This window comes from Streptomyces yongxingensis (assembly GCF_055597465.1).
Genome location: NZ_CM145717.1, coordinates 4,458,676 through 4,470,754 on the forward strand (window position 1 = coordinate 4,458,676; position 12,079 = coordinate 4,470,754).

At 71.6% G+C, this 12,079-nt stretch carries 12 protein-coding genes; 1 reads left to right on the plus strand and 11 read right to left on the minus strand.

Features of this window, described 5'->3' with window-relative positions:
- Positions 1–32: 32 nt before the first annotated feature.
- The 11 genes from ACZ6TD_RS18735 to ACZ6TD_RS18785 form a co-directional block, all read right to left on the minus strand.
- Positions 33–665, minus strand: a complete 633-nt coding sequence (locus tag ACZ6TD_RS18735; RefSeq protein ID WP_471355400.1) for an OmpA family protein — start codon at positions 663–665, stop codon at positions 33–35.
- An 8-nt stretch (positions 666–673) separates the two neighbouring features.
- Entirely contained in the window at positions 674–1,261 is a 588-nt protein-coding gene (locus tag ACZ6TD_RS18740) for a hypothetical protein (protein WP_471355402.1), read from the minus strand.
- 58 nt (positions 1,262–1,319) lie between these two features.
- A complete protein-coding gene (locus tag ACZ6TD_RS18745) occupies positions 1,320–2,009 on the minus strand; it encodes a pilus assembly protein TadG-related protein (RefSeq protein WP_471355404.1) in 690 nt (229 codons plus the stop codon).
- Between the two features lie 8 nt (positions 2,010–2,017).
- On the minus strand, positions 2,018–2,167 hold the full coding sequence (locus ACZ6TD_RS18750) for a hypothetical protein (RefSeq protein ID WP_162496074.1): 150 nt from the start codon (positions 2,165–2,167) through the stop codon (positions 2,018–2,020).
- A gap of 290 nt (positions 2,168–2,457) precedes the next feature.
- On the minus strand, positions 2,458–3,351 hold the full coding sequence (locus ACZ6TD_RS18755) for a DUF5936 domain-containing protein (RefSeq protein ID WP_471355407.1): 894 nt from the start codon (positions 3,349–3,351) through the stop codon (positions 2,458–2,460).
- Positions 3,352–3,362: 11 nt separating this feature from the next.
- Positions 3,363–4,301: a type II secretion system F family protein gene (locus ACZ6TD_RS18760; protein WP_210950827.1), complete on the minus strand. Its 939-nt coding sequence runs from the start codon at positions 4,299–4,301 to the stop codon at positions 3,363–3,365.
- An 8-nt stretch (positions 4,302–4,309) separates the two neighbouring features.
- Positions 4,310–5,743 (minus strand): CpaF family protein, encoded by a 1,434-nt coding sequence (locus ACZ6TD_RS18765; protein ID WP_471355410.1) that lies wholly within the window; start codon positions 5,741–5,743, stop codon positions 4,310–4,312.
- Positions 5,740–6,240, minus strand: coding sequence for a TadE/TadG family type IV pilus assembly protein (locus tag ACZ6TD_RS18770; RefSeq protein ID WP_471355412.1), 501 nt, complete (start codon positions 6,238–6,240; stop codon positions 5,740–5,742). The genes ACZ6TD_RS18765 and ACZ6TD_RS18770 overlap by 4 nt, the downstream gene beginning before the upstream one ends.
- A gap of 304 nt (positions 6,241–6,544) precedes the next feature.
- Positions 6,545–8,290, minus strand: a complete 1,746-nt coding sequence (locus tag ACZ6TD_RS18775) for an AAA family ATPase (RefSeq protein ID WP_471355415.1) — start codon at positions 8,288–8,290, stop codon at positions 6,545–6,547.
- Between the two features lie 16 nt (positions 8,291–8,306).
- Positions 8,307–9,011, minus strand: a complete 705-nt coding sequence (gene cpaB / locus ACZ6TD_RS18780; protein WP_471355417.1) for a Flp pilus assembly protein CpaB — start codon at positions 9,009–9,011, stop codon at positions 8,307–8,309.
- Between the two features lie 26 nt (positions 9,012–9,037).
- Positions 9,038–9,943, minus strand: a complete 906-nt coding sequence (locus ACZ6TD_RS18785) for a hypothetical protein (RefSeq protein ID WP_471355420.1) — start codon at positions 9,941–9,943, stop codon at positions 9,038–9,040.
- Between the two features lie 282 nt (positions 9,944–10,225).
- Between ACZ6TD_RS18785 and ACZ6TD_RS18790 the strand changes: the two genes are divergently transcribed.
- Positions 10,226–11,944, plus strand: coding sequence for a chitinase (locus ACZ6TD_RS18790; protein WP_471355423.1), 1,719 nt, complete (start codon positions 10,226–10,228; stop codon positions 11,942–11,944).
- Positions 11,945–12,079 lie beyond the last annotated feature (135 nt).

Genomic DNA, 12,079 nt, shown 5'->3' on the forward strand with positions numbered 1-12,079 from the left:
GGAGGGGAAGGAACCGCAGGTCAGCCGGTCGATCAAGCGGTCCTGGGGAAGCTGACCTCCACCCGGCGGTTGCGCTTGCGGCCCTCCTCGGTCGCGTTGTCCGCGATGGGGTACTGCTCGCCGTAGCCCCGGATCTCGTAGTTGACGGACGGGTCCAGGTCCTCGGCGAGCGCCTGCTGCACCGCGTTGGCCCGCTGCTTGGACAGCGCGATGCCGTGGCCCGCGGAGCCCAGGTCGTCGGTGAAGCCGAAGACGCGGACGCTCTCGGCGTTCTGCCGCTCGGCCTCGGAGGCGATCTCCTTGATCCGGGCCCGCGCGTCGCCGCCCAGCTTCGCGCTGTCCTTGCCGAAGAGCACCTCGGCCTGGAGGGCGAACTTCACCTTGGCGTTGGTGTCCTCCCGCCGCTCGTCGCCGTCGTCGGTCTCGACCACGGACTTGATGTCCAGGACCCGGCCGGGCGCCAGCTTGGCGCCCTCGGGCATCTTCAGATCGGAGTCCTTGGCGTCGATCTTCACCGGCGGGGTGGTGTCGGCGGGCGCGCCGGGGCCGCTGTCGGCGTGGGCGGGCGGCGCCGGGGCGGTGAGGGTGACCAGGAGCGCGGTGGAGGCCAGCGCGGCCAGCACGGGGCCGCGGCGCGCGGGGCGGGCCGTCGTCTGCGGTGTCATGGCGCGGCTCACCCGGAGAGGGTGATGCTGACGGACGGCATGGTCGGGATCTGGAAGTCGATTTCCTTGACGCTCTTCGGCGGGGCCGGGAACTGCGCGAACAGCGGACGGCTCTCATTGGGCTTGATCCCGGAGAGCCCCGTGGTGCACAGGCACTGGCCGTCGGTGTCCCGGAGGACGAGGTAGCGCTTCTTGCCCTTCTCGTCGACCAGGGACGCGCCGGAGACGGACGAGAGGGACTTCACCTCGGTCTCCTTCGAGCGCCAGTCGATCGCGTTGAAGAGCCGGCTGCCGTGGTTGGTGACGGTGGCGTTGACGGTCACGAACCCGCCGTCGTCGCGCACCGCGGAGTGCAGGGTGACGACGACCCCGCCGGGCCCCTTCATCTCGCCGATGGTCTTGGAGGAGTCCGCCGCGGGCTCCTGCTCGTCGCCGTCGCCGTCGTCCTTGGCCGCGGTCGACGTCCGGTCCGCGGCGTCGTCGGGCTTCTTGTCGCCGTCGCCGTTGCCGCACCCGGCCACGGCGAGGGCCAGGGCCGCGGCGAGCGCCGTCGCGGCGGCCCCCCTCCGGGCCTTCGTCGTGTGCCGAATGCTCATCGCTCGCTGTCCTTTGCTCTTCTGCTCTTCTGCTCTTCGTTCGCTCGTCAGTCGGCCGTCAGTCGGCCAGGTGCACGGAGAAGAGGTCCTTGGCGTCGGGGAAGAGATCGAGACGCGTCGGGTCGATGGTCAGGTCGATTCCGTCGCAGAGGAGGTCGATGGGCGGCTTGTCGTCCTTGCCGTCGTCCTTGCCGTCGTCCCCGCCCTCGCCGTCGTCCTTACCGTCGTCGTCCTTGCCGCCGCCGTCGGGCCGCTCGGTCGGCGGGGCGGGCGGCTCGGCCGTACAGCGCGGGGTGACGACCGCCTTGGCCGTCGCCTTGCCGTACTGGCTCTCCGTGCCGGGGATGACGGTCTTGCCCACGGGCTTGTGCGTCTTCACGGTGACGGTGAAGGACGTCGGCAGGAAGTCGGGCCCGCTGCAGTCGGTCACATCCGCCCCGTTCTGGTCGGCGAACCACTGCGCCTGATCGCAGGCGTTGGTGCCGCCCAGTCCCCGTCCGTCCAGCAGGTCGTCCCATGCGCTGCCGTTCGCGATCGCCTCCAGGAATCCCTTGCGCAGCTGGTCGCGGTAGTCCTGGGCGGCCGCGAGGGCCGCCGCGTCGGCGGCGGTCTGTCCGCCGTTGCGGGTGGCTCCGGCCTGGCCGACGGCGAAGAGGGCGAGCGCCAGGAAGAGCAGGCCCGCCACCGCCGTGATGTAGATCGGAAATGCCTGCCCCGCGTCGCTCCTGAGATCTCGGCGCGCTGTCACGGGACCGGTCAGATGCCGACGACCTGTGAGATCTTGTCGGAGATGGCGTTTGCGATCATGCTGCCGAAGTCCGTGGTCGACAGGACCAGCACGATGGCCACCACCACGGCGATGATGCCCAGGTATTCGATCGAGGTCTGTCCCCGATCGTTCCGCATGACGCGCTTCCCCATTGTGTTCCCCTCCATGGGCTGCCGTCCCTCTGTGGTCCGGCGACTCAACCCCCGTGGTGTCGCTCGCGACACGAGCAAAGTACGCCGAAACAGCCGTCTCGGAACAGTGCCCTAGGAAGCATTGCCTTCCCCGTTCACCACGTTCGAACCGTGGACGTGACGACCAACCCCGACCGCGCATCCGTCTCACCCCCTCCCGGCACCGAGGAGTTCTCCGTCGACGACTGTCCCACATTCAATTGCAACCGCGAAGGAGCTTCACCTAAAAGAGACCGTCAGTCCCCGGTCACCGAGCCGAAGTCGGTGCCCGAGCCGATGAAGAACCCCGCGACGAGCAACACCATGGTTCCGGGCACCATGAAGGTCGTGATGACCATGGTCGCCTTCGGCACCGCGCGGGCCGCGCGCCGCCGGGCGTTCTGGGCGTCCGTACGGCGCATGTCGTTCGCAATGGCGATCAACGTTTCGACAATCGGAGCGCCCAGCTCCTCCCCCTGCTGAAGGGCGGTGACGAACTGCGCGACCTGTTCCGAGTCATTACGTTTACGTAGCTCCTCGAACGCCTGACGGCGGCTGACCCCCATGTCCATTTGCCGAAGTGTGATGCGAAGTTCATCCGCCCAGGGGCCCTCATACTTCTCGGCCACCCGGTCCAGGGCCTGACGGAAGCTCAATCCGGCGCTCACCACGACGGCCAGAACGTCCAGAAAGTCCGGCAACGTCCGCTCGATCGCGTCCTTGCGCTCGCGCACCGCCGCCCAGATGCCCACCTCGATCCAGAACAGCCCGAACGCCACCAGCAGCAGCGCCAGCAGGACTTGCCCCTTGAGCAGCATCACCAGCGCCCCGACGAAGCCGAGCGCCCCGTAGACCGCCCGCCGGGCCGCGTAGCGGTCCACCGTCAGACCGCCCGGGTTGCCCGCCAGATCGATCCGGCGGCGGACCCGGGCCACCCGCTTCTCGCCCATCAGCCGCAGCACCAGCGGGGCGTAGCGCATGCCCAGCCGGTCGACGGCCGAGCCGACCACGGTCGTCCGGCTGGAGCCGACCTCCAGGGCCACCGCCAGATCGCTGGGCAGCTTGGCCTCGCTGCGGTACAGCGCGATGCCGTAGGCGATGCCCGCCACCGACAGCCCTGCGGCCAGCGCCAGCAGCAGTCCGAAACCCATGCGAGGTACCCCTAGACGTCGATCTTGGACATGCGGCGGATGAGGAAGAAGCCGATCCCGTACAGGCAGAAGGCCACGACCACCGCCGCCTGCCCCCAGAAGGACGAGGTCATCCGGTCCAGCGAACCGGCCGAGATCCGGTTCATCAGCAGCAGCGTCCCGATCCCCAGCAGCGGGACGACATAGGCGGTGACGGTCACCTGCGAGAGCTGGGTGCGCACCTCCCGCCGGGTCTCCTTGCGCTCCTCCAGCGTCTGGGTGAGGTTGCGCAGCGAGCTGACCACGGTCCCGCCCGCGCGGTTGGACAGCACCAGCGTGGTGACCAGCACCACCAGCTCCCGGGAGGGCAGCCGCTCGGCCAGTTCCTCCAGCGCGTCGTCGATCGAGTGGCCCACCGCCAGCTTGGCCGCGACCTTGGCCAGCTCCTCGCCCGCCGGCGCCTCCATCTCGTCCGCCGCCATGCCGAGCGCGGTGCGCAGCGCCAGCCCGGCCTGGGTGGCGTTGGCCAGGATCCGCGACAGCTCGGGCAGTTGGTTGATGAAGCGCTCTATCCGCTTCTGGCGCTGCCAGTTGAGGAACGCGAAGGACCCCCAGACGGCGACCACCGCCGCTATCGGGCCGAAGAACGCCGCGAGGAAGGACGCCGCGATCAGCCACAGCCCGGCCGCCGCCCCCGCCGTGTAGACGAAGAACTCCCCCGGGGTGATCTCCAGGCCCGTGGCCGCCAGCCGCAGCTCCAGCTTCCGGCCCAGGGAGGTGGTGCGCAGCCGCCGGTCGACACCCGAGAAGCGGCGCGCACGGGCGGTGCCCGGCAGCGGGCCGGTCTCCGACAGCCGGTCGATCAGCGCGCGCTGCTGCTCCTTGCCGCGTACGTAGGTGTGCACGCCCACGACGCCCAGCGCGCCGCACACCAGCGTCGCGCCGAGGGCGGCCGTCGCGAGATGGTCCATGGGCCCTGCTACCTCCGGTCCCTGGGGTCGAACGGGGGTCGGTCGTGTGGGGGTCGGTCGTGTGGGGGCCGGTCGAACGGCGGTCGGTCGTACGGGTCGTATCCGGCCGCGCGGGTGGCGAGCTGCGCCGGGAAGGCGGCCACGCCGAAGGCGGGCGGCACCGACTCGCCGGCCATCCGCAGCCGCTCGGCGACCCGCTCCGGCAGCGGGAAGTAGCCGAACCGCCCGTGCACCACCCGGTCCGCGCCCATGGGCTGGGCGTCGAAGCGGCAGACGGTGGCGATGCGGTACGACTCGTGGCCGTGGCTGTCGAGCAGCGCGATCTCGCTGATCCGCCGTGAGCCGTCGGCGTGCCGGACGAGCTGGACGATGCAGTCCACTGCGCTGTTGATCTGGTCCCGCAGCGCCTCGTAGGGGATCGCCACGTCCGACATGGAGGCGAGGGTCTGGAGCCGCATCAGCGCGTCCTCGGCGCTGTTGGCGTGGACGGTGGCCAGCGAACCGTCGTGGCCGGTGGACATGGCCTGGAGCATGTCGAGGGTCTCACCGCCGCGCACCTCGCCGACGATGATGCGGTCGGGGCGCATCCGGAGGGAGTTGCGGACCAGGTCGCGGATGGTGATCCGGCCCTTGCCCTCGACGTTGGGCGGCCGGGACTCCAGCCGGATGACATGGGTCTGCTGGAGCTGCAGCTCGGCGGCGTCCTCGACGGTGATGATGCGCTCCCCGTCGGGGATCAGCCCGGAGAGGGCGTTGAGCAGCGTGGTCTTGCCGGATCCGGTGGGGCCGGAGACCACCACGTTGAACTTGGCCCGCACCAGCGCCGCGAGCAGCATCAGCATCTGCTCGTCCAGCGTGCCCATGCCGATCAGCTCGTGGAGGGTGTAGGCGCGGGGGAAGCGGCGGATGGTGAGCGTGGCGCCGGTGAGGGCGAGCGGCGGGATGATCACGTTGACGCGCTCACCGGAGGGGAGCCGGGCGTCGACCATCGGATTCGACTCGTCCACGCGGCGGTTGACCGTGGAGACGATGCGCTCGATGGTCTGCATCAGCTGCTCTTCGGAGGCGAAGCGGACGGGGACCAGCTCGACCCGGCCCGCGCGCTCCACGAAGATCTGGTCCGGGCCGTTGACCATGATCTCGGTGATGGAGGCGTCCTCGAGGAGGGGTTCGAGCACCCCGAGGCCGAGCGCCTCGTCCACCACCCGGCGGATCAGCTGGGAGCGCTCGCTGGTGGACAGCACCGGGCCCTCGCGGCTGATGATGTGGCCGAGCACGCGCTCCAGGCGGGAGCGGCGCTCGGCGGCGGAGAGGGACGACATCTCCGCGAGGTCGATCTCCTCCAGCAGCTTGGCGCGGTAGACGGAGACGAGGCGCCCGTCCTGGCGTCCGCTGCCCTCGCCGGGCCCCTCGGGCGCGGTGATACGGGCCCGCAGGCTCATCGTTCGCCTCCCATCGCGGCGGGGGCGACGCCGCCGTCGCCGGCGTCTCCTTCGTCGCAGGGCATGGTGGCGCTCTTCTCGGCGCTGCCGAAGTCGAAGCCGGGGATGACGGAGGGGATCTCCACGGTCGCGGTGGCCTGCGCCTCCCCGCCCCCGCAGCCCCCGCTGCCGATGCTCGCCCCGTCGGCGAGCCATCCGCTGATCGCCGCCTTCCCGGCGGCCTGCGGGCTGGTCCGCGGCTCGTCCAGCGACGCCGTCCGCGCCGCCGCCCGCGCCGCGGTCCCGGCCTGCTGCGCGGCGTACGCGGCGATGCCGAGCTGCACGGCGGCGAGCGCGACCAGGATGAGGACCGGCAGAAACCCGAGGAACTCGATGGACGCGGACCCGGTGTCGGCCCGCCACCGGCGCGCCGCGCCGGGCCGTCGGCCCGCCCGGCCCAGCCCCGCCGCCAGTCGGCCGCACCGCCGGTCGGCCTCCGCCGCGCCGCGAAGTCCCACCGATACCGGGCCCTGGTCTCCGGGCCGCGCGGCGCCGGGCGAGCGGCTGTCGCCCGGCCGGACCGTCGCCCCGCCCCGGCGCGCCGCGACGGCGCGAAGCGACGACGCACGACCGGCCGCCCCGCGCCTCCGCGACGAACCGACCACCTCGAGACGGCGCCGCGCGACGGCCGCCACGGTGGGCCCGCCGCCGCCCGGCGCCGTGGACCCGCCGCCCGGGGGCGTGGAGCCGCCGCCCGGGTGGTCACGGTGGCGGGGCGCCGTCGCTGGGCGTCCCGGGAGGGGAGGGTGGTGACGGGGCATATCAGTCTCCTCCGCCCGCCAGGTCGGTCTCGTCCGCCGCGCCCGCCGTGCCTGTGACCGTCCAGGGGAAGTCGGCGGCGCCCGGGAAGAGGATCGGGACGTGGAGCTTGACCGTGGCCTTGTAGACCGTGCCGTCGCCGCCGGCGCAGTCGATGTCGGCGGTCCAGGAGCCGGGGATGTCCTTCGCGGCCGCGTCCTGGCAGGCGCCCGCGCCCTTGGCGGCGCCCGCGCGGGCGCCCTTGTCGGCGGAGTTGCCCGCCAGCGAGTACGTGTAGCCCACCAGCACCAGTTGCCAGACGACCGCGAGGACGATCAGGGCCAGCGGCAGGACGCCGAGGAACTCGACCGTCACCTGGCCGCGGTCGCCGCCGCCCCGCTTGCGCAGGAAGCCCTTGGTGGACGGCGGGGCGATCTCGTTCAGCGCGTCGGTGCCGTCGCCGACGCTGCCCTGCGCCGGGTCGCCGCCCGCCTCTATGGCATGGCGCCGCCGCAGCCCCGGCAGGGCGCGCTCGCCGCCGCCCCCGGCCGCGTGGCCGCCCCGGTGGGCGGCGCGGCGGCCGCCGCCCGGGGGTGCCGCCTCCACCAGGCCCAGCTCGCCGGCGAGCCCCCACAGCGCCTGTTTGACGGCCGACTTGGCGTCCAGGTCGTGCATCCGGCCCGAGTCCACGGCGGGCTGGAGCTCCTTGAAGCCGGCCGGAATCGCCGTGCGCGCCACCGTCGTGCCGGTGGCCCGCTGGACCAGCTGGGGCTGGATCTCCGCACTGCGGGTGTGCCGGTTGACCACGGTCACGGTCTCCTCCGCCTTGCGGATCTGGAGCCGGTCCCACAGCCGCACCATGCGCTTGGCGGCGCGCACCGCGACCACGTCCGGGGTGGTCATCAGCAGCGCGATGTCCGCGAGCTCCACGGCGGCGGCGCCCGCGGAGGTCATCTGCGTACCGCAGTCGACGATCACGACCTCGAAGCGCGACCGCAGCGCGCCGATCACCTGCCGGGCGGTGCGGTCGGTCACCTCCTCGCCGCGCTCGCCCTCGCCCGGCGCGAGCAGCAGCCCGAGCCCGGTCTGGTGGGTGAACACCGCGTCCTGGAGCACCCGCGGCGAGATGTCGTTGATCTGCGCCAGATCGGCGATCGAGCGCCGGAACTGGACATCGAGGTACGAGGCGATGTCCCCGGACTGGAGGTCCATGTCGACCAGCGCGACCTTGACGCCCGCGGCCCGCGCGGCGAGCGCGAGCTGTACGGCGGTCACGGTGGTGCCGACCCCGCCCTTGGCGCCCGCGACCGCGACCAGCTTGCCGCCGGGCCCGGCGGGATACGGATCGCCGCCGCCCCCGAGATGGCGCCGCACGCCCGTGGCCCACTGGGCGGCGCCCTGGACGCGGGCCGCCAACTCGTCGTACGCCAGCGGTATCCCGGCGATGCCGCGGGCCCCGGCGTCCATGGCGGCCGAGTACAGCGCGGGCCCCGCGTCGGCGGTCACCAGCACCACGCCCACCGCCGGGAAGCGCAGCGCGATCTCGCGGATCAGCTCCAGCGCCGGGGCCGGGCCGATGCGCTCATGGACGAGGACGACCTCCGGCAGCTCCTCCAGGGAGGCGGCGGCCAGCGAGGCGAGGGTGTCGAGCAGCAGGGTCGAGTCGCCCACCGGCGCCGACGGTTCGACACCGGGCAACTGGCCGAGCAGCCCGCTGAGGGAGTGGGCGGCGTCGGGGTCGCCGACGGCCGGCAGAATCCTGATCGTCACCGCGGCACCTCCTCACTCATTTGTCGCCGTCGAGGGTGTAGGTGCGGTCGTCGGGGTCTATGGAGCGGCCCCCGCCGGGCGCGACCAGCGCCAGCCGCACATGCGAGGCGAAGGACTCGGCGTAGGCCACGCGCTGGGCGTTCCTGGTGTCGAGCGCGAAGGTGATCGGCACGGCCTCGTCGATCCGCCGCTTGTCGTCCCGGTCGGGCTCCAGGGCGGTGATCTTGCCGAGGTCGAGCACCTCGGCGCCCGCGACGATCAGCTTGGAGACCGGCTTCTCGCCCTGGGTGCTGTCCTCGAAGGTGGCGTAGATGTTGACCCTGGCGCCCGGGGTGATCTTGCCCGCGACACCGGTCGCCGCGTCGACCATGATCGCGATCTCCTGCTGTCCGGGCTTCAGGGCGGGCCGGTTCACGATCATGTCGCGCTGGAGCAGCGACCCCTTCGTCAGCTGGGTCACCGCGATCTTCCCGCGTAGCTCGTCGAGATCGGTGACGGCGGTGGAGGGCACATAGCGCTTGGGCATCGAGACCTTCTCGAACTCCCCCGCGTCCAGCGCCTTGTACGGCTTGACGTCCGAGGTGAGCTTGTAGGCCGTGGTCTCGGGGCCGACCTTCGACTCCACGTCGTTGACGACGGAGAGGACTCCGGCGAAGGCGCCGACGGCGCACAGGACCGACAGGAGCAGCAGGATGACTCCGCGGCGCTGGCGTGAATTCATGGGTCGCACAACCTCGTTCGGGGACGTTACCGGCTGGTCAGGGCGGGACGTTGGGACGTGATCAGTGCGGGGATCTCATCGCCGCGGGCCACCGGGCAGGAGCAGAAGGCACAGCGGTCGCCGATGAGTTCGAAGCCGCACCAGTGGCATTCCTCTCTCCGTACGGAGGCCACGAGCTGGTAGAGGACCGAGAGGTCGGGGATGGCCGCGGCGAACTCGATCAGCTTCGGGGTGCCCCACCAGCGCGCCGACTCGGCGGGCAGCGGCACCTCCGCCACGCCGCGTACGCCCCAGGCGGGGGCGAGGGCGCCGGTGACCCAGTCGTCGCTCCCCGCGCCGCCGCCCCCGTAGCCATGGCTGCTGAGCTGGCCCCGGGCGATCGTCATGGAGGTGGCGTACCCGGGGGCGGGCAGCTCGGTCGCGCCGCCGACCTTGACCAGGTGCGGGGTGGGATGGGCGAGCACCGCGAAGTGGGCGCCGGGAACCCAGGACTTGACGTGCGAGGTGAGGCTGACCGGGACCCGGTCCAGCTTGGCGACGCTGCCCAGCAGCGCGCCCGCGTGGATGTAGTGGGAGAGCAGCCGGGCGGCGCACGCCAGGACGCCGGGGCTGAAGTCGGATATGGACAACTGGCGGAGCTGACGGGCCAGCACGGCGACGGCCAGCGGCGGCAGTTCGAGCGGCAGCAGCGCCATCCGGTCGCTCTCCAGGACGGAGCGCACGGTGTGGAGCCGGCGGACCACGGCGGCGGGGGTCGCGGCGGGGTAGAGCACGACGAGATAGCCCTGCTGGTCGAGGAGGGTCCCGACCTCGGCGAGGGCGTCGTCGAGTGACTGTGCGTCCGGCGGGCGGAGCACGACGGCCGACGGGGTCTGCCCGTCGGGCGGCGGAAGCACCAGCTCGCGGCCGGTGACTGCTATCGCGGTGGGCACGTCGGCTACCCCGTCTCACATCGGCGCCGAGCGGCGGCGGCCGCAGGTCTCTACTGCCCTTGTCTCTGTACTGCCCCTGTCCTGGTGCGTCGTCACTTTATCCACGAAAACGGCGTGAGAGAACAGTTCCTCTGGGTTACGCACCCCTGGCCCGATCCTTCAGTGTGCGCATCCCCTTGACAAGGGCATTGGTCTGGACCACTTTACGTTCATACGGTGGCCACCGTCCGCAATCTCCTCCTTCACGCCGGCTTCCCAATGGATTCCCCCACGGAGGCAGTCATGGACCGTGCCCCACACCCCCGCACCACCCGACTCAGACGCAACATCACCCGGCTGACCAGCGCGTTCGCCACCATCGCCCTGGGCGCCACCGGCCTTGCCGCCCTCGGCGGCGGCACCGCGACCGCCGCGGCCGCCAACCTCGCCCAGAACCCCGGCTTCGAGTCCGGCCTCAGCGGCTGGACCTGCTCGGCGGCGAGCGGCACCACGGTCGCGAGCCCCGTCCACAGCGGCTCGGCCGCCCTCAAGGCCACCCCGGCGGGTTCGGACAACGCCCGCTGCGCCCAGACCGTGGCCGTCAAGCCCAACTCCTCGTACACCCTCAGCGCCTGGGTCCAGGGCAGCTACGTGTACCTCGGCGCGAGCGGCACCGGCACCACCGACGTCTCGACCTGGACACCCTCCGCGACCGGCTGGCAACAGCTCAGCACCAGCTTCTCCACCGGCGCGGGCACCACCTCGGTGACCGTCTACACCCACGGCTGGTACGGCCAGCCCGCCTACTACGCCGACGACATCAGCCTCGTCGGCCCCGGCGGCGACCCCGGCGACCCGGTGCCGGGCGCGCCGAGTGGCCTCAAGACCGGCACCGTCACCTCGTCCTCCATCGACCTGTCCTGGTCCCCGGTCACCGGCGCGACCGGCTACAACGTCTACCGCGACGGCTCCAAGGTGCAGTCGGTCAGCGGGACGTCCGCGACCGTGACCGGGCTGGCGCCGTCCACCTCGTACCAGTTCCAGGTCACCGCCACCAACGCGGCGGGCGAGTCGCCCAGGTCGGCCGCCGTCACCGGCACCACCTCGGCCGGAAGCGGCGGGGGCGGCGGCACCGTACCCAAGCACGCGGTCACCGGCTACTGGCAGAACTTCAACAACGGCGCGGCCGTGCAGAAGCTGCGCGAGGTCCAGGACCAGTACGACATCATCGCGGTGGCCTTCGCGGACGCCACCGGCACCCCCGGAGCGGTCGACTTCACCCTCGACCCCGCCGTCGGTTACGGCAGCGAGCAGCAGTTCAAGGACGACATCAAGGCCAAGCAGGCGGCCGGGAAGTCCGTCGTGATCTCCATCGGCGGCCAGAACGGCACGGTCTCGGTCAACGACCCGACCTCCGCGAACAACTTCGCCAACTCCGTCTACGCCCTGATGCGCGAGTACGGCTTCAACGGCGTCGACATCGACCTCGAGAACGGCCTCAACGCCACCTATATGACCCAGGCGCTGCGCTCCCTGTCGGCGAAGGCGAAGGCCGGGTCCGGCCTGGTGATCACCATGGCCCCGCAGACCATCGACATGCAGTCCACGTCCAACGCCTATTTCCAGACGGCGCTGAACATCAAGGACATCCTGACGGTGGTCAACATGCAGTACTACAACAGCGGTTCGATGCTGGGCTGTGACGGCAAGGTCTACTCCCAGGGCTCGGTCGACTTCCTCACCGCCCTCGCCTGCATCCAGTTGGAGGGCGGTCTTTCGCCGTCCCAGGTCGGCCTGGGCCTGCCCGCCTCGACGCGGGGCGCGGGCAGCGGCTATGTCTCCCCGACGGTCGTGAACAACGCCCTGGACTGTCTGGCCCGCGGCACGAACTGCGGCTCCTTCAAACCGTCCCGGGCCTACCCGGGTCTGCGCGGCGCGATGACCTGGTCCACCAACTGGGACGCGACGGCGGGCAACGCGTGGTCGAACGCGGTGGGCCCCAAGGTCCACGGTCTGCCGTAATAGCGTGACGCGCTCCTTTTCACGGGGCCGTGACGCGGCCCCTTCGCGGGGAGGGGCCAAGGGGGCCAAGAGCGCAACCGCTCTTGGCCCCCTCATCCGCATTTTTCACCCTCACGTGCAGGGAAGACGTCGCGC